At 70.1% G+C, this 15,658-nt stretch carries 19 protein-coding genes and 1 pseudogene; 6 read left to right on the plus strand and 14 right to left on the minus strand.

All coding sequences use genetic code 11. The features are described from left to right. Positions 1-34: 34 nt before the first annotated feature. Positions 35-667: a protocatechuate 3,4-dioxygenase gene (locus M9M90_RS03165; RefSeq protein ID WP_254835715.1), complete on the plus strand. Its 633-nt coding sequence runs from the start codon at positions 35-37 to the stop codon at positions 665-667. A 57-nt stretch (positions 668-724) separates the two neighbouring features. Here M9M90_RS03165 and M9M90_RS03170 read toward each other — a convergent pair whose 3' ends face one another. The 3 genes from M9M90_RS03170 to M9M90_RS03180 form a co-directional block, all read right to left on the minus strand. Then, positions 725-1,207: an SRPBCC domain-containing protein gene (locus tag M9M90_RS03170; RefSeq protein WP_254835716.1), complete on the minus strand. Its 483-nt coding sequence runs from the start codon at positions 1,205-1,207 to the stop codon at positions 725-727. After that, entirely contained in the window at positions 1,204-1,524 is a 321-nt protein-coding gene (locus M9M90_RS03175) for a helix-turn-helix transcriptional regulator (RefSeq protein WP_254835717.1), read from the minus strand. The genes M9M90_RS03170 and M9M90_RS03175 overlap by 4 nt, the downstream gene beginning before the upstream one ends. A gap of 78 nt (positions 1,525-1,602) precedes the next feature. Next, the gene (locus M9M90_RS03180) at positions 1,603-2,733 is read right to left on the minus strand and encodes a L,D-transpeptidase (RefSeq protein ID WP_254835718.1); all 1,131 of its coding nucleotides are present in this window, start codon (positions 2,731-2,733) and stop codon (positions 1,603-1,605) included. Between the two features lie 229 nt (positions 2,734-2,962). On the opposite strand from M9M90_RS03180, the gene M9M90_RS03185 reads away from it, so the two are divergent. Then, positions 2,963-3,721 carry a D-alanyl-D-alanine carboxypeptidase family protein gene (locus tag M9M90_RS03185; RefSeq protein ID WP_254835719.1) on the plus strand — a complete coding sequence of 253 codons (759 nt, stop codon included), beginning with the start codon at positions 2,963-2,965 and terminating at the stop codon, positions 3,719-3,721. A 59-nt stretch (positions 3,722-3,780) separates the two neighbouring features. After that, entirely contained in the window at positions 3,781-3,990 is a 210-nt protein-coding gene (locus tag M9M90_RS03190) for a hypothetical protein (RefSeq protein ID WP_254835720.1), read from the plus strand. Here the strand turns inward: M9M90_RS03190 and M9M90_RS03195 are convergent. The 3 genes from M9M90_RS03195 to M9M90_RS03205 are packed head-to-tail and all read right to left on the minus strand — an operon-like array spanning position 3,987 to position 5,919. Beyond that, positions 3,987-4,769, minus strand: a complete 783-nt coding sequence (locus M9M90_RS03195) for a site-2 protease family protein (protein WP_254835721.1) — start codon at positions 4,767-4,769, stop codon at positions 3,987-3,989. The genes M9M90_RS03190 and M9M90_RS03195 overlap by 4 nt on opposite strands. A gap of 34 nt (positions 4,770-4,803) precedes the next feature. Further along, positions 4,804-5,160 (minus strand): TonB family protein, encoded by a 357-nt coding sequence (locus M9M90_RS03200; protein ID WP_254835722.1) that lies wholly within the window; start codon positions 5,158-5,160, stop codon positions 4,804-4,806. A 54-nt stretch (positions 5,161-5,214) separates the two neighbouring features. Further along, the gene (locus M9M90_RS03205) at positions 5,215-5,919 is read right to left on the minus strand and encodes a hypothetical protein (protein ID WP_254835723.1); all 705 of its coding nucleotides are present in this window, start codon (positions 5,917-5,919) and stop codon (positions 5,215-5,217) included. A 169-nt stretch (positions 5,920-6,088) separates the two neighbouring features. On the opposite strand from M9M90_RS03205, the gene M9M90_RS03210 reads away from it, so the two are divergent. Next, entirely contained in the window at positions 6,089-8,077 is a 1,989-nt protein-coding gene (locus M9M90_RS03210; RefSeq protein WP_254835724.1) for a translation factor GTPase family protein, read from the plus strand. Here the strand turns inward: M9M90_RS03210 and M9M90_RS03215 are convergent. From M9M90_RS03215 to M9M90_RS03230, 4 genes and pseudogenes are all read right to left on the minus strand, one after another. Further along, a complete protein-coding gene (locus M9M90_RS03215) occupies positions 8,074-8,541 on the minus strand; it encodes a ribonuclease H (protein ID WP_254835725.1) in 468 nt (155 codons plus the stop codon). The genes M9M90_RS03210 and M9M90_RS03215 overlap by 4 nt on opposite strands. A 45-nt stretch (positions 8,542-8,586) precedes the next feature. Then, a complete protein-coding gene (locus M9M90_RS03220) occupies positions 8,587-8,994 on the minus strand; it encodes a YqjD family protein (RefSeq protein WP_254835726.1) in 408 nt (135 codons plus the stop codon). Positions 8,995-9,061: 67 nt separating this feature from the next. After that, the gene (locus M9M90_RS03225; RefSeq protein ID WP_254835727.1) at positions 9,062-9,676 is read right to left on the minus strand and encodes a PEPxxWA-CTERM sorting domain-containing protein; all 615 of its coding nucleotides are present in this window, start codon (positions 9,674-9,676) and stop codon (positions 9,062-9,064) included. Between the two features lie 154 nt (positions 9,677-9,830). Beyond that, positions 9,831-11,249 (minus strand): annotated as a pseudogene (locus M9M90_RS03230) (cytochrome P450). A gap of 112 nt (positions 11,250-11,361) precedes the next feature. On the opposite strand from M9M90_RS03230, the gene M9M90_RS03235 reads away from it, so the two are divergent. Next, on the plus strand, positions 11,362-12,255 hold the full coding sequence (locus M9M90_RS03235) for a LysR substrate-binding domain-containing protein (protein ID WP_254835728.1): 894 nt from the start codon (positions 11,362-11,364) through the stop codon (positions 12,253-12,255). A 16-nt stretch (positions 12,256-12,271) separates the two neighbouring features. On the opposite strand, the gene M9M90_RS03240 is transcribed toward M9M90_RS03235, so the two are convergent. Then, positions 12,272-13,018 carry a YebC/PmpR family DNA-binding transcriptional regulator gene (locus M9M90_RS03240; RefSeq protein ID WP_254835729.1) on the minus strand — a complete coding sequence of 249 codons (747 nt, stop codon included), beginning with the start codon at positions 13,016-13,018 and terminating at the stop codon, positions 12,272-12,274. A gap of 129 nt (positions 13,019-13,147) precedes the next feature. Between M9M90_RS03240 and M9M90_RS03245 the strand changes: the two genes are divergently transcribed. Beyond that, positions 13,148-13,378 carry a DUF4342 domain-containing protein gene (locus tag M9M90_RS03245; RefSeq protein ID WP_254835730.1) on the plus strand — a complete coding sequence of 77 codons (231 nt, stop codon included), beginning with the start codon at positions 13,148-13,150 and terminating at the stop codon, positions 13,376-13,378. On the opposite strand, the gene M9M90_RS03250 is transcribed toward M9M90_RS03245, so the two are convergent. Genes M9M90_RS03250 through M9M90_RS03260 form a run of 3 tightly spaced genes read right to left on the minus strand, consistent with a single transcriptional unit; the run spans position 13,329 to position 15,555 of the window. Beyond that, a complete protein-coding gene (locus M9M90_RS03250) occupies positions 13,329-13,919 on the minus strand; it encodes a histidine phosphatase family protein (protein WP_254835731.1) in 591 nt (196 codons plus the stop codon). The two genes, M9M90_RS03245 and M9M90_RS03250, sit on opposite strands and share 50 nt — an antisense overlap. After that, positions 13,916-14,701 (minus strand): SDR family NAD(P)-dependent oxidoreductase, encoded by a 786-nt coding sequence (locus M9M90_RS03255; protein WP_254835732.1) that lies wholly within the window; start codon positions 14,699-14,701, stop codon positions 13,916-13,918. The genes M9M90_RS03250 and M9M90_RS03255 overlap by 4 nt, the downstream gene beginning before the upstream one ends. A 14-nt stretch (positions 14,702-14,715) precedes the next feature. Continuing rightward, complete coding sequence (locus tag M9M90_RS03260) at positions 14,716-15,555, minus strand: alpha/beta fold hydrolase (RefSeq protein WP_254835733.1); 840 nt, start codon at positions 15,553-15,555, stop codon at positions 14,716-14,718. Between the last annotated feature and the right edge of the window lie 103 nt (positions 15,556-15,658).

Raw genomic sequence — 15,658 nt, forward strand, 5'->3', positions numbered from 1 at the left:
CGCGTCCGGGATGAACGCAGATGGGGAGGTGTCAGTGAGCAGTCTTCTGGTTTCGCGTCGGGGTTTCGCCGTCATGGCCGGGGCGGCGCTGGCCGCCGGCGGGCGAGGCGCGCACGGGCAGGCGCCGCCGGCGGGGACGGCGGAGTCGCCCATGGGGCCGTTCTATCCGGTGAGCCACCTGGCCGAGGCCGACGCCGACCTGGTCTGGCTGAAGGGCGCCAAGGCCCGCGCCCTGGGCGAGGTCATCGAGGTGTCGGGCCGGGTGCTGAACCGCCACGGGGCGCCGATGCGCGACGCGAACCTCGAGATCTGGCAGGCCAACGCCGCGGGCCGCTACGCCCACCCCAACGATATCAGCAAGGCGCCGCTGGATCCCAACTTCCAGGGCTTCGCCAACCTGCGCACCGACAAGGACGGCGGCTGGCGGATCACCACGGTCAAGCCGGCGGCCTACGACTCGCCGATCGGCCTGCGCACCCCGCATATCCATTTCGACGTGCGCGGGACCGCCCACCGGCTGAGCGCCCAGATGTACTTCCCGGATGAGGCGACGCTGAACGCCGGGGACCAGCTCTACAAGGATCTCGGCGGCGAGGCCGGGACCTCGGTGGCGGCCGCGGCCGGGGCGGGCAAGTACCGCTGGGATATCGTGCTGATGGACGGGTAGGGGAGGCGTCCTTCTCCCGGGACGGAAGAAGGACGTTCCATCTGTCTAGGGAAGTTCTCAGGCTCTCAGGGTGGCTCCGGTTTCCAGCAGCGACTTCAGGTCGCTGAGGATCCAGGTCCAGCCGCCCCCGCCCTGCTCGGAGAAGTCGCCGCGGATCGCGCTGGCCATCAGCGGGGCGCCGGCGACGTCGTGGGTGACGGTGAGCTTGCAGAAGCCGGCGCTGGTGAGGGTGATCTCCCAGGTGATGCGGGTGAAGCCCTCGGCCTTGTTCTCCTCGCTGAACAACCAGCGATAGGTGTTGACCAGGCGGCGCGGCGGATCGGCCTCCAGAACCTCCCCGTCGATGATCACCTCGGGCAGGCCCATCTGGACCATCTCGGCGGTGGCGTGGTGGCGGGCGACGCCGCCGGGGCGCAGGTCGTACTCGGCGCGAGCCTGATAGCCGTACTTGGCCGTCCATTCCGGACTGGTGATGGCGTCCCAGATCTTCTGGGGCGGGGCCTTGATGTAGATCTCGAAGATCTGGGTGGTGTCGCTCATGTGTCGGACTCCAGGTCGGCTTTCAGGTTTGTGAGCGCCGAGAGGGGACGCTCGGCGTACTTGCCGATCCAACGGTCGTGGATCAGGCGGATGGGAACGGGGTTGAGGTAGTGCAGCTTCTCGCGCCCCGAACGGCGCGTGACCACCAGACCGGCCGCCTCCAGCAGCTTCAGATGCTTCATCACACCGAAGCGGCTCATCGCCACCTCGGCCTCCAGCTCGGAGAGCGTGCGCCCGTCACGGGCGTGGAGGAGGTCGAGGAGGAACCGCCTCGTCGCATCGGAAAGCGCTTTGAAAACCAGGTCGTCGTCGGTCACGGGCGGACAATAGGTGACCATAAGGTCACATGTCAAGCCGTGGCGAACGGAGGGGTGAATCCGCGACTGTGGAAGGGATCAGGCCTTGGTCTTGCCGGTGGTGGACTCGGCACCGGTGAACACCACCACGGTCCCGGGCTTGACCGCCGCGCCCAGTTCCTCGGCGTCCCAGTTGGTCAGCCGCACGCAGCCGTGGCTGTCGCGCTTGCCGATCAGGCGAGGGTCGGGTCCGCCGTGGATGCCGTAGGTGTCCTTGGTCAGGTCGATCCAGATCGAGCCGACCGGGTTGTTGGGGCCCGCGGCGATGGAGAGCTTCTCCTTGCCGTCGCCGAAAGTCAGGCGCTTGGGGTCGTAGTTCCAGGTGGGCTCGGCCGCCACGGTGCGCACCGCCCACTCCCCGCTGGGGGCCGGGCGGCTGACCGAGCCGACCGTGGCCGGATAGACGGCGAGCAGGCGCTGCTGGGCGTCATAGGCGCGCACCTCGCGCTCGGCCTTGTCGACCTCGATGCGCGCCACCTGGGCGGGCAGGGTCTCGGGACCGAGCTGGGCGACCACGATGACCTGGCCGGGCTTGGTGAAGTCCGCGCCGGGGTTCAGCGCCTTCAGCAGCGGCTCGTCCATGTGGAACTTCTCGGCCAGCAGCTCCAGGGGGCTGGTGTAGGCGAGTGTCTTGAGCGCTGCCATCGCCTTGGGCTCGGTGGGGACCTTGTCGATGAACGGGCCGGCCACGTCCTGGGCGGTGATCGTGTAGTCCATCATTACCGGGGCGGCGTCGGCGGCGCTGAGCGCGGTCCAGGTCTCGGCGTCCAGCTTACCATCGGGCGTGAGGCCCTTGGCCTTTTCGAAGGCGGCGACCGCCTGGCGCAGGTTCTCGCCCGCCTGGCCGTCGATGACCCCGGGCGAGAAATGGGCGCGGTCCAGCAGGACCTGGGCGCGGATCAGCAGGTTCCTGGCGGCCTTTGGGTCGGCGGTCTCGGTGAAGGCGGCGGCGTCCACGGCCTGGGCCAGCGGGGAGGCCGAGGCCGGGACAGCCGGGACCGACAGGGGCGCGGTGGCGATGTCCGAGCCGGCCGGGAGTACGCCGACCTGGGCGCCCTTGATCGGCGGCATGGCGCCGGCGGCGGCCACCTCGTTGGCGGCGGGGGCGTCAGAACAGGCGCCCGCCAGCAGGGTCAGGCCAATAAGTGCGAAGCTTGAGCGAAGACGCATCTGTGATCTCGACGGTATCCGGCGCACAATCGCCGCCGTGATTGGGAAGCGTCGAAAAGCGGGGAGGTTCCGGGCGGTCGCGCTTGGCCTGGTGATCCTGGGGCTGGGGACGCTAGCCCTGGCCCGATGCTTCGCCCCGTCCGAGCGCCAGCCATCCCCGCCGCCGGCGGAGCGGCCGCCGCTCGCCGCCCCACCTGGAGCGCCGCCTACTTTTCCGGCTCCACCCCCCGTGGCGACGGGCGATTGCGCCGCCCCGGCCTATGCGGAGGCGGCCCGTGCCAACGCCGAAAGCCTGGTCCGGATGAACCTGTCGGTGTTCGGTCGCCCCGAGGCAGGGTGGGAGACCTACGCCCCCGTGGCCGCCCGCGAGATCGGCACGCGCTGCGCTCCTGACACCCCGGGCTTCGCCCAGGCCCTGGCCGGCTGGCCGCCGGGCGGCGCGCCAGACGGGGTGATGACCGAGGCCGCACTCCAGGCGGTCGAGATCGCCGTCCAGGCCCGGCGCCCGATCGTGGCGGTGCTCGACCGCGGCGTATGTCCCGATCCGCCGACCGAACTGGCCGACGCGCGGCCGGGGGAGGGGTACGGCGGCAAGGCCGTGCAGCTTCGGCCCGGGGCGCTGGCCGCCTATCGGGCGATGGTCGCCGCGGCCCGGGCCGAGTCGCCGGAGATCGCCGCCGATCCACGGTTCCTGCAGATCTATTCGGGGTTCCGCAGCCCGGCCTCTGACGCGGCGCGATGCGAGCGCGACGGCGATTGCAACGGGGTGACGCGGGCGACCTGCTCGCCCCATCGGACGGGCCTGGCGATGGACATCTATGTGGGCCAGGCCGAGGGCTACGGTCCCGATTCCAGCGCCGATCCCAACCGCCTGGCCCAAAGCCGGATGGCCGCGTACCGCTGGCTGGTGGTCAATGCCGGGCGGTTCGGCTTCGCCGGCTACGCCTTCGAGCCCTGGCATTGGGAATGGACCGGAGAGGCGCCCTGACGGCCGTGGAACCGCCAGCCGGCCCGCGAGGTTGGTCCTCCAGGACGGAGGACGGCGAGATGGACTATCGGCTCTACGTGTTCGATTCCGCGGGCCAGGTGGCCCATGCGGAGGAGTGGTCGTGCGCCTCGGAGGCCCAGGCCCTGGAGCGGGCCTCGCGCCTGGTAAACGCCTTCGGCGCGGAACTGTGGCAGGGCGCGCGGCATGTGAGCACCTTCGCAGGGCGGCTAAGCGCCCGCGCCGCCGAGCCGGGCGAGGCCCACGCCTAGGTCCAGAATTTGAAGGCGTCCCAACCGGCCTGGATCAGCTCGCGGGGCAGGGCCAGGATGTCGGTGAGCAGCAGCGCCACGGCGAAGAACAGGGCCGTGGCGAACGGCACGAAGAACAGCAGGGCCAGCAGGGCCAGCATGGCGATCCCCTCGATGGGGCGCAGCCGCTCGCGCACGGCCTGGGGCAGCCAGGGGCGCAGGATGCCGAAACCGTCGAGGCCGGGAACCGGCAACAGGTTCAGCACCAGGGCGGTGGCCTGCAGGAAGGCCAGGAAGGCCAGGGCCGCGACCAGCGGATTGGCCGCGCCGCCGGGCAGGGCCGGGGCGGCGAGGTGGATGACCGCGCCCAGAGCCAGCAGGACCACGAAGGTGCCGACCGGCCCGGCCAGGCTGGCCAGGGAGCGCCAGCCGCGCGAGCGCATCATGTCCTCGCGCAGATAGACCGCCCCGCCCGGAAAGCCGATGCCGCCCAGGACCAGGGCGATGACCGGGATGACGATGGAGGTCCCCAGGTCGGCGTATTTCAGCGGGTCGAGGGTCAGGTAGCCCTTCTCCACGATGGTCGGATCGCCGGCTTTGTGGGCGGTGAAGGCGTGGCCGAACTCATGGACCACCACCGCGGCGATCCAGCCCAGGACGACGAAGGCGAAGGTCAGCGGGCCGGTGGCCTCGGGAACCAGGGCGAGGGCAAAGCCGGAGACGATCCAGGCCGCCAGCAGGATGAGCGCGTTGGGACTGATCGGCGGGCGTTCGGTCGTGGGCAGGACGGCGTCGGCCAAGGGGGCTCCAATCGAGGGGGTGGGGCGAGTTAGCCTATCGCGGCGCAAAACTCAGGGGAATTCGAACTGATCCGCCCTCAACGGATACTCCGTCCGCCGTGGTGGGGCGTAGCTTGAACTTGGATCTGAGTTTCATAGCCGCAGCCCCAAACCCCGCGCCGGTGGGCGTCTCGTCCTCAATCCTGCATTCGGTGAGGTTGCCATCCGCCTTCACTAGGCAAACGAGCACCGCGCGGCCCGCGATGTGACCGCCGCGCCCCGCCCGCGAGCCGGCCGAGGCGAGTTCACGCGGCGTCGGCACGCGCACAAAGTAGCCGGCCATGGACTGATCGGCGGCCGGAGCCTCGGCGACGGCCGAGGCCGGTGCGAGTGCGGCGAGGACGAGCAGCATCGATCAAGCTCCACCATGGGTGGCGGTCAACCTGCCGCAATCCGCTGTCGGGAGCTAGGGCCTCTCGACGCCGGTGATGGCGTGGTCGCCGGCCTTGCGGACCACCAGGTCGGCGAGGGCGCGTGCCGGGGCGATGTGGTCGCGCAGGTTGGGCAGGTTGATGCGGTCCCAGACCATCTTGCCGAAGGCCTGCGCCTCCGGGCGGCTCATGGACCGGAAGCGGGCGTAGAACGAGGTGGGGTCATGCTCGGCCAGGTCCCAGAGGCCCATGAAACGGGCCACGAACCAACGCTCCAGGTCGGCCTCATCGGCCTCCAGATAGACCAGGGCGTCCAGCAGGCCGGGCGGTCCGGTCAGGGGATGGCGCAGGGTCAGGCCCTCGATGACCAGCACGTCCGGCGGGGCGACCTCGCGGGTCAGCGCCTCATCGACGTCGTAGGTCACGTGGCTGTAGCCGGGGAAGCGGGTGGGCACGCGGCGCACGCCTTCCAGGGCGGCGCGCAGGGCGGCGTGGTCGTAGCTCGCGGGAAAGCCCTTCTGTGCGGTGAGGCCCAGCTCCTCCAGCCGGGCGTTCGAATGCAGGAAGCCGTCGGTGCAGACCAGGTCCACGCCCTGCTCGTCGGCTTCGAAGGCCGCCTTCAGCGCCTGGGCGAAGGTGCTCTTGCCCACCGCCACCGAGCCGGTGATCCCAACCACGAAGGGGCCGGCCGTCGGGCGGAAGGGCGTCAGGAGGCGCGCTATGGCGGCGAGGTCACTCACGGCGCCCATTCCTACCCAAGGCGAAGGTTTGCGCCAGGGCCCGGTTGCCATCGGATCACGCTTCTGTTGTCCTGAACGTCCGAACAACCGATCCCGGAGAGCCACGTGCGCCGAAGCTTCATGTCCATCGCGAAAGGAGATTCCTCTTATCGACAGGATTTGAAGCTCTATGCCCACGCTCAACTTGGGGATTCTGGCGCACGTAGACGCCGGCAAGACTAGCCTCACCGAACGGCTGCTCTACGAGGCCGGCGCCATCGCGGCGATCGGCAGCGTCGACGACGGCGACACCCAGACCGACTCGCTCGCCCAGGAGCGACGACGCGGGATCACCATCAAGACCGCGGTCGCCTCCTTCGTGGTCGGCGACGTCACCGTCAACCTGATCGACACCCCGGGCCACCCGGACTTCATCGCCGAGGTGGAGCGGGTGCTGACCGTGCTGGACGGCGCGGTGCTGGTGATCTCGGCCGTGGAGGGGGTGCAGGCCCAGACCCGCATCCTGATGCGAACCCTGCAGCGCCTGCGGATTCCGACGCTGATCTTCGTCAACAAGATCGACCGCGGCGGGGCGCAGGACGAGGCGGTGCTGCAGGCGATTTCCGAGCGGTTGACCCCGGCGATCATCGCCATGGGATCGGCGCGCAATCTTGGTGGGCGGGAGGCCGGCTTCACGCCGTTCGAACCGGAGGACTCGGTCTTCCGGGCGCGTCTGGTCGAGCGGCTGGCCGACCATGACGACCTCATGCTGGCGGCCTATCTCGACGGGGCGCGCGCGCTCTCGCCTGGCCGGCTTCGAAAGGGGCTGGCCGCCCAGACCCGGCGGGCCCTGGTCCACCCGGTCTATTTCGGCTCGGCGATCACCGGCTCCGGGGTGGAGGCGCTGATGGCCGGGGCGACCCGGCTGCTGCCGAGGGCGCGCGCCGAGGGCGACGGCCCGGTCTCCGGCGCGGTGTTCAAGGTGGAGCGCGGTCCCGCGGGCGAGAAGATCGCCTATGTCCGAATGTTCTCCGGAACCCTGCGCACCCGGGACCGTCTGCGGTTCGGCCAGGGCAGGGAGGCCAGGGTCACCGCCATCGGGGTCTTCGACCGCGGCGGCGCGGTCAAGCGCGACTGCCTGGCCGCCGGTCAGATCGGCAAGCTCTGGGGCCTGGGCGACATCCAGATCGGCGATGCGATCGGCCTGCCGCGAGAGGGTTCGGTCCAGCGCCATTTCGCGCCGCCGACCCTGGAGACCGTGATCGCGCCGCGCCATCCCGTCGAGCGCGGGGCCCTGCTGGGCGCCCTGGTCCAGCTCGCGGAGCAGGATCCGCTGATCAACCTGCGGCAGGACGACGTCCGCCAGGAAATCTACGTCTCGCTCTATGGCGAGGTGCAGAAGGAGGTCATCCAGGAGACCCTGGCCAGCGACTACGGCGTCGAGGTCACGTTCCGCGAGACCACCACCATCTGCATCGAGCGGCCGGTGGGGACCGGTTGCGCGGTGGAGGTGCTGCGCGAACCGCCCAACCCCTTCCTCGCCACGGTGGGCCTGCGGATCGACCCGGCGCCCATCGATTCGGGCGTCACGTTCCGGCTGGAGGTGGAGTTCGGCTCGATCCCGCACGCCTTCCACCGGGCGGTGGAGGAAACCGTGTTCAAGACCCTGAGCCAGGGCCTGCACGGCTGGGCCGTCACCGACTGCGTGGTGACCATGACCCACTCCGGCTACCAGCCGCGGCAGAGCCACTCCCACGCCATCTTCGACAAGAGCATGTCGAGCACGGCGGGGGACTTCCGCAACCTGACGCCCCTGGTGCTGATGGACGCCCTTAAGCAGGCCGGGGTCGCGGTTTGCGAACCCATGCAGCGCTTCGAGCTGGACGTTCCCGCCGACACCCTGGGATCGATCCTCTCGGTCCTGGCCCAGGTGGAGGCCATCCCGCGGACCCAGGTCCCGAGGGGCCAGGCCTGTCGGCTGGAAGGCGAGATCCCGGCGGCGCGGGTGCACGAGCTGCAGCTCAAGTTGCCGACCCTGACCCGTGGCGAGGGGGTGCTGGAAACCAGCTTCCACCAGCACCAGCCGGTGCGCGGGCAGGTTCCCTCGCGGCCTCGAACCGATCACGACCCGCTCGACCGCAAGGTCTATTTGCTGAACCTCAAGCGGCGGCTCAGCTAGAGCCCCTGGACCTTAGCGAGGTTGGGCTTGGGGATCGGGTGGGTGAAGGGGCCATGGGTCTTGGCCTTGTCGCGGGCCAGTTCAGCCCAGGCGGCGGCGAAGGCCTGGGGTGTGTTCGGCGTGACCGGGGCGCGGACGAAAGTCGCGGTGCGAGATTTGAGCGCGGTCTGGACCTGGGCCCAGAGGTCGAGGTCGGCCTCCGGCGGGTCGGCGGCCTCGCCCAGGATCACGGCCCGGATCCGGCCCAGGACGATCGGGCTGTCGGCGTGAATGACGACGGCGCCCGGCGGCAGGTCCTTCAGCGCCGCGGCGAGCCCGGCCAGGACCGTGCGCTCCGGCGTGATGTGACGCGCCCCGCCGGCCGCTCCGGCCAGGCCTTCAGCGGTCTTGCGCAGATGGGCCCAGCCGCCGACGCGGAAGGCGGAGTGGTGGCTGGACAGGGTCCAGAGGCGGATGGCGCTCATGGGCGGGGCTGTAGCACCCCGCCCACGAGATTCTTAGGGCCGACGTCAGCGGTCGTCGCGGAGATAGACGACGTTGGTCTTGGCGTTGGAGATGATGTGGCCGATCAGGAACCCGGCGAAGGCCGCCACCGCCAGGGAGGCGTAGGGGCGTTCGTGGACGAAGGTCTCGGCCTCGCCCAGTCGGCGGCGGGCCTGCTCGCGGGCGACGTCGTAGCCTTCCTGAGCCCTTGCCTGCAGGACGCTGGCCCTCTCGCCGAGGGCCACCTTGGCCTCGTGGGCGAGTTCGGTGGCGGCGCCGACCAGGGGGGCGGCGGCCTGCTTCAGCGCCGCGCCGCGCTTTCCCTTGCCCTTGGGCTCGGCCGACTGGAGCTTGGCGGCGGCGTCCTCGAACTTGTCGAATTCGGGGCCGGGGCCCGCCAGGTGAGTGGGTTGGGTGTTCGTCTGGTCGACCATGGCCTGGGGTTCTCCTGAAGCTTCGGGAGACACAACGGCCTTACGGTCCCAGCAGTTCCGGCCTGGGTCAGGCGGTCGCGGCCTGGTCCCGGCGGCGCGCCCCGCGGATCAGCACCCCGACCCCGCCGAAACCGACGACCAGCATCGCCCAGGTCGAGGGCTCGGGGACCTCGGAGGTGAGCATTAGGTTGTCCATCACGAACTGGCGGCCCTTGCAGGAACAGCCGTCGTACCAGGTGGTGAAGGTCAGCTTGTCGAGGCCGCCCCAGCCGGCGGCGAAGAAGGTCGGCCCGGCGGTGTCGAGGTTCAGCACCTGGGAGAACAGTTCAATCCCGTCGTTGAAGCCCTGGATGCGCAGCTGCAAGCCGTCGATCCAGGCAGCGGTGAGATAGGCGCTGTCGAAGTCGAAGGTCCCCGTGGCCAGCGACACGGCGCCCACCACGTCGCCGCCGGCGTTGAAGGCGACGTTCTCCGGCGAGACGGTCCCGTGGCCGAAGCCGGTGTCTTCGAAGCCCGTGTACCAGACGGCGCCCAGGGTGCTCATGTTCTCCCAGTCGAGGCCCTCATAGGAGGTCAGGGCCTGGGCGACCGGCGCGCGGTCGTCGAAGGTGATGAGCTTGGCCTGGGCGGGACCCGCCAGGACCACAAACGCCAGGGCCAGCGCCCCGAGAACCGACTTCATGATCGTCACCCGACTCGAACTGGCGGCGATCTCGCTCGTGCCCGGCGCCATGGCCAAGCTGATTCAGGCGCCGGCGGGCGAATTAACCTTGCCCCGTCCCGCGTGGGGGGAATTGGCTCAATCGGGTTGTCCCCGACCACCCCCCCGCGACCCGTCAGACCCGCTCGACGATCATCGGCATGCCCCCGAGCGGTTTGAGGGTGGCGTGGGCCAGCGGGGTGACTGTGTGGCCCTCGACCGGGCGGAACCGGAACCGGGCCAGCCAGTGGGAGAGGATCAGCAGGGCCTCGGCCTGGGCGAAGGCCATGCCGATGCAGATGCGCGGCCCGGCGCCGAAGGGGATGTACTGGAAGCGGTGATGCTGAGCCTTGGCCTCGGGGTCGAAGTTCTCCGGATTGAACAGTTCGGGCTCGGCCCAGAGCTTGCGGTGGCGATGGACCACCCAGGGCCAGACGCTGACCATCTCGCCCTTGCGCACCGGCTGACCGCAGATCTCGTCGTCCTCAAGGGCCTGCCGGTCCATGCGCGGGACGGGCGGGTAGAGGCGCAGGGTCTCGTCCCAGACCATCCGCAGATAGGGCAGGCGGGCCAGGATCTCGGCGGGGGACCCGCCGGCGTCCCAGGCGGCCTGGGATTCTTCGCGCGCCCAGTCCTGGGCCTGGGGGTCGCGGCTGAGCAGGTAGATGGCCCAGGCCAGGCCGTTGGCGGTGGTCTCGTGGCCGGCGACGAAGAAGGTGGCGGCGTTGTCGAGGGCAAGCTTGGCGGCGGCCCGCGGCTCGTGATGCTCGGCGAAGCTGTCCAGCAGCCGGGTCATGAAGTCGTCGGTGGGCGCGCGGCTGGCCTGGCGGCGCGCGATGAAGTCGGCGAGCTTGCCCAGCAGCACCTTGCGGCCGCGCGCGCCGCGACGCTGGATGGCGCTGTTGTCCAGCCAGGGCATGCCGAACAGGATTCCGAGCCGGTACTCGGCGGTGGCGGCGATCACGGCGTCCAGGTGCGGCGCGGTGTCATGGAAGGCCAGGCCCGCCGCGCCCTAGAACAGGGCCTCGTCGATGATCTCGAAGGTGGTGCGGGTGGCCTCGGCCGCGATGTCGACCTGGTCGGCCGAGGCCATGGCCCAGCGGTCGGCGGTGCGCCTGGCCACGCGCGCGAAGGTGGGATTGAAGCCTGCGAGCGCCGCCGGCGTGAAGACCGGGGCCATCAGCCGGCGCTGGCCGCGCCACGACTCACCCTCGGCGGAGAACAGGCCTTCGCCGATCGCGGGCGCCACCATCCTGCGCACCAGGCCGGGCTTGGGATAGTTGGCGGCGTTGTCGAGGAAGACACGCTTGATCCCCTCGGGGTCGCTGATGCCGTGATAGGTCAGGTGCAGGACCTTGGTCCGGCGATTGAAGAGGTCGAAGGTCTCCTTCGGCCAGCCGACCAGCGGATTGCGCGAGGTCTCGCCCAGGAACAGGTCGAGCAGGGTCGGCCAGTGGTCGGTCTGATCCGGCGCGGCGGGCCGAAAGCGCGTGGGAGGTACGCGCGGCGGCGACATGTCCTGGGCGAGGGGGGCGGCGAAGTTGATATCCGTCATGGCGTTGTTCTTGCGAGCCTTTCGACAACCTTAGGATGGGGCGCGATGCTGCATTGCACCAAACGATATAACCGCGATATGCTTGTGAGCTGAGATCACAGGGGGCGGGGTCGTGGAAAAGCGTTCGCTACCGTCGCTGACGGCGCTTCGGGCCTTCGAGGCCTTCGCACGGCGGGGTCGCATGACTCTCGCGGCCGACGAGTTGTGCGTCACCCACGGGGCCGTAAGCCGCCAGATCCGCAGCCTGGAAGAGGCCGTGGGCCTCGTTCTCACCGAAGGCCCGCGCCACCGGCTGAAACTGACCGAGGCGGGGGCGAGGCTGGCCGCGACACTGTCGGGCGCCTTCGATCAGGTGGAACGGACGGTCGCCGACCTGAAGTCCACGGCGCACGAGGAACTGCATCTTTCCTGCGTCGGCACCCTGGCCATCCGCTGGCTGATCCCGCGCCTGTCGGCCTTCCACGCGCTCCATCCCGGCGTGCGGGTCAGGGTGACGGAGTCCTACGCCCCGGTGGACTTCGCCCGCGAGCGGTTCGACGCGGCCATCCGAGTGAACGAGACCGCACCGATCACCGGGGCTCACGCCACGGCCTTCCTGGAGAACTTCACCGGACCGGTGACGGCGCCGCGGCTGGTCGGCAACGGGCCGACGGGACTGGAAGGCCTGACCCGGCTGACCACCGGCACCCGCCAGACCGCCTGGATCGAGTGGGAGAACCACTCGGGCATAACCCTGCCGCCGGCGCCCGAGGTCCAGGAGTTCGAGCACGTCTTCTATGTGCTGGAGGCCGCCGCCGCCGGGATGGGCGTGGGCCTGAGCCCGTGGATCTATGTGGCGGGCGACATCGCCGCCGGGCGGCTGGCCGCGCCGCTAGGCTTCGCCCCCACGCCCTCGCGGTTCTGGTTCCTGACTCCCTCGCGGGAGGTCAAGCCGGCGGTGGCGGCGTTCCGCGACTGGCTGGTCGAGCAGGCCGCCGAGGCGCCCGCGCCGCCAGGGCGGGGCTGAAGCCAGCTCCGCCGTCTCAGCCGCCGTACTTCTCCAGGTCCTCGTCGGAGATGTCGTAGTCGCCGTAGACGTTCTGCACGTCGTCGTCGTCGTCCAGGGCGTCGAGCAGCTTCATCAACGTGCCCACCGGTTCGCCGGAGATCGGGGTGAGGTTCTGGGCGCGCCAGACGATCTTGGTGGTCTTGGCCTCGCCGAGCGCAACCTCCAGCGCCGCGGCGACCTCGGCGAAGTCCTCATAGGCGGTGTAGATGGTGTGGCCGTCCTCGTCGGACTCCACGTCCTGGGCCCCTGCCTCGATGGCCGCCTCCATGACCGCGTCCTCGGTGCCCACCTTGGCGGGGTAGGTAATCTCGCCCAGTCGGTCGAACTGGAAGGCCACCGAGCCGGAGGCGCCGAGATTGCCGCCGTTCTTCGAGAAGATGGTGCGGATATTGGCCGCGGCGCGGTTGCGATTGTCGGTCAGGCCCTCGACGATGATGGCCACGCCGCCGGGGCCGAAACCCTCGTAGCGGACCTCGTCATAGCTCTCGGCGTCGCCGCCGGCGCCCTTCTTGATCGCCCGGTCGATATTGTCCTTGGGCATGGACTCGGCCTTGGCGTTGGCCACCGCCAGGCGCAGGCGGGCGTTCATCGCCGGATCGGGCAGGCCGGCCTTGGCGGCCACCGTGATCTCGCGGCTGAGCTTGGAGAACAGCTTGGACCGCACCGCGTCGGCGCGGCCCTTGCGGTGCATGATATTCTTGAATTTCGAGTGTCCGGCCATGGGTCTCGTTCTGGCTTTTCTTGCAGCAGGTGGGCGCTTCTAGCGTTGGACGGCGGCGAAGGCCAGCCGGGCCGGAGGAACCAGGGCCGCGCCTGGGGGTTGAGCCCATGGACGAGGTGGAGCCCAGAGATGACCGACTACAGCGACTATACCGACGACAACCTCGCCGAGCCCCCGGAGACCGAGGTCGTCCACTGGATGGATCGCCGCCCGATGACCATCGGGGCCGCGGGACTTTCCGGCGCGGTGGCCGGCGCCTTCCTGCTGGGGGCCGTGGCGGCCCTGGGGCTGGTCGTGCTCTCGACCCGGATCACTCCGCGGCCACGCTGGAACAATCTATTCTCTCGCTCGATCCATTGAGCAGGCGATAGACGGCGTCCTGCGGGACGTCCTGGGCCCAGGTCTCAGCGCGTGAAAGGCCGAGATAGGCGCCGCGGACCACGCGGCCCGATCCGCCGTGGCAGACGATGACGATCTTGCGCTCCGGCTCGGGCGGCAGCTCGGCCAGCCAGTCGGCGACGCGCCCCTCGACCGCCTCATAGCTCTCGCCGTCGGGCGCCGCGAACTGCCACTGCCCGCGGGCGAAGGTGTCGGGGTTCTCTCGCGCCAGTTCGGCGCGCAGCCGTCCGTCCCAGGCGCCGAACGACACCTCGATCAGCCGGTGGTCGATCTCCGTCATGATCCCGACCCGCGCGGCGATCGCCCTGGCGGTGGCCTGGGCGCGGCCGAGCGGGCTGGAGATCAGCCGCCAGCCGGACGGATCGCCGATCAGCTCGGCCAGCCGCTCGCCCATGGCCTGCGCCTGGGCGCGGCCGCGCTCGGTGAGGGGCGAGTCCAGGTGACCCTGCATCCGCCCCTCGGCGTTGAACGCCGTCTCGCCGTGCCGCGCCAGATAGATCATCGCTTGCGGCGGACCACCGGGTGGGAGGAGGACAGCCCGCCGTCGACCACGATGGCGTGGCCGTTGACATAGGAGGCCTCATCGGAGGCCAGGAACAGGGCGGCGTTGGCGATCTCGATGGGCACGCCGCCGCGGGTGAGCGGGTTCAGTTGGCCGATCTTGTCCTCGTTCCCGCGGGCCCGGGCGCCGTCGAAGATCGGCTGGGTCATGCCGGTCTCGATCAGGCCGGGGCAGATGGCGTTGACCCGCACGCCCGTGCCGTAGAACTCGTTGGCCGCGGTCTGGGCCAGGCTGATGACGCCGGCCTTGGAGGCCGAATAGGGCGAGCCGCCCGCGCCCGAGCGGATGCCGGCCACCGAGGCGGTGCAGATGATCGAGCCCTTGCCAGCCGGGATCATCACGCGCGAGGCGTGCTTCACGGCCAGGAAAGCGCCGATCAGGTTGATGCGCAGGATCTCGGCCCAGAAGGCGCCGTCCTGCTCGTCGAAGGGCGTCCAGCCACCGGAGACGCCGGCATTGGCCCAGCATATGTCGAGCCCGCCGAAATCCTTGACCGCCCGGGCGATCAGGCTCTCGACGAAGGCCTCCTCGCCGGCGTCGCCGACCATGGCGACCGCCTTGCCGCCGGCGTCGGTCACCAGCTTGGCGGTGTCGTTCACCGCCTCGGCCTTGTCGGCGATGACCAGGTTCGCGCCCTCTTTCGCGAACAGGATGGCGCTGGCCCGGCCGATGCCGCTGGCCGCGCCAGTGATGACGGCGGTCTTGCCGGAAAGTCGTCCCATGATGGTTTCCTTGTTCAAGCTTGGGCGCGCGCGGCGGCGGCCAGGATGGCGTCGATGAAGATGTCGTGGAGGGCCGGCGGCAGATCGTGGCCCATGCCGGGGATCACCCGCAGCTCGGCGCCGGGAATGGCGCTGGCGGTGGCTTCGCCGCCGACCCGCCGAACGAGCGGATCGTCGTCGCCGTGCAGGACCACGGTGGGGACACTCAGCTTGGCGAGCCGTTCAGTGCGGTCGCCGTCTGCGCGGATAGCGGCCATCTGGCGGGCCGAGCCGGTGGGATTGAAGGCTCGCCCATGCTCGGCGATGACCCGCTCGCGCAGGGCGCCCTCGGGCCAGGGATAGCCTGGGCTGCCGATGGTCAGGGCGTTTTTCACACCATGGGCGATGAAGGCTTCCCGGTCCGCCTCGGGATCCGGCGGGGCGGTGGTCAGGACCGCGCCGGCCTCCGGGGTCGGGTCCATGGTCCCCGGCGCGCCGCTGGCCGACATGATCGAGGTCAGCGACAGCACGCGGTCCGGATGCTCGATGGCCACGGCCTGGCCGATCATGCCGCCCATGGAGACCCCGGCCACGTGGGCCTTGTTCACGCCGACGGCGTCCAGCACCGCCACGGCGTCGGCGGCCATGTCGGAGAGCGAATAGGACTCGCCCGGCTTGAACCAGGTGGAGAGCCCGGTGTCGCGGTTGTCGAAGCGGATGGCGCGATAGCCCTTGGCCACCAGCTTCTCGCAGAAAGCCGCCGGCCAGCGGGTCATCTGCGAGCCCAAGCCGTTGATCAGCAGGACGGCGGGCGCTTCGGCGGGGCCGAAGCTCTCGTACTCGATCTCGACGGCGCCGTTTTTCGCGCGGGGCATGGGTGTCCTTCCTCCTCAGATCCTCCCCCAGCGCGCAGCGGCTTGGGGGAGGTGGCTCGGAGCGAAGCGGAGAGACGGAGGGGGTTGAAACGCCCGAAAGCGA

Source organism: Phenylobacterium sp. LH3H17, assembly GCF_024298925.1.
Taxonomy (GTDB): Bacteria; Pseudomonadota; Alphaproteobacteria; order Caulobacterales; family Caulobacteraceae; genus Phenylobacterium.

Coding starts and splice junctions, on each gene's coding strand:
- M9M90_RS03170 (WP_254835716.1), bottom strand. CDS start 1,207: ATGAGCGACACCACCCAGATCTTCGAGATCTACATCAAGGCCCCGCCC.
- M9M90_RS03180 (WP_254835718.1), bottom strand. CDS start 2,733: ATGCGTCTTCGCTCAAGCTTCGCACTTATTGGCCTGACCCTGCTGGCG.
- M9M90_RS03190 (WP_254835720.1), top strand. CDS start 3,781: ATGGACTATCGGCTCTACGTGTTCGATTCCGCGGGCCAGGTGGCCCAT.
- M9M90_RS03200 (WP_254835722.1), bottom strand. CDS start 5,160: ATGCTGCTCGTCCTCGCCGCACTCGCACCGGCCTCGGCCGTCGCCGAG.
- M9M90_RS03210 (WP_254835724.1), top strand. CDS start 6,089: ATGCCCACGCTCAACTTGGGGATTCTGGCGCACGTAGACGCCGGCAAG.
- M9M90_RS03215 (WP_254835725.1), bottom strand. CDS start 8,541: ATGAGCGCCATCCGCCTCTGGACCCTGTCCAGCCACCACTCCGCCTTC.
- M9M90_RS03220 (WP_254835726.1), bottom strand. CDS start 8,994: ATGGTCGACCAGACGAACACCCAACCCACTCACCTGGCGGGCCCCGGC.
- M9M90_RS03225 (WP_254835727.1), bottom strand. CDS start 9,676: ATGAAGTCGGTTCTCGGGGCGCTGGCCCTGGCGTTTGTGGTCCTGGCG.
- M9M90_RS03240 (WP_254835729.1), bottom strand. CDS start 13,018: ATGGCCGGACACTCGAAATTCAAGAATATCATGCACCGCAAGGGCCGC.
- M9M90_RS03245 (WP_254835730.1), top strand. CDS start 13,148: ATGACCGACTACAGCGACTATACCGACGACAACCTCGCCGAGCCCCCG.
- M9M90_RS03250 (WP_254835731.1), bottom strand. CDS start 13,919: ATGATCTATCTGGCGCGGCACGGCGAGACGGCGTTCAACGCCGAGGGG.
- M9M90_RS03255 (WP_254835732.1), bottom strand. CDS start 14,701: ATGGGACGACTTTCCGGCAAGACCGCCGTCATCACTGGCGCGGCCAGC.
- M9M90_RS03260 (WP_254835733.1), bottom strand. CDS start 15,555: ATGCCCCGCGCGAAAAACGGCGCCGTCGAGATCGAGTACGAGAGCTTC.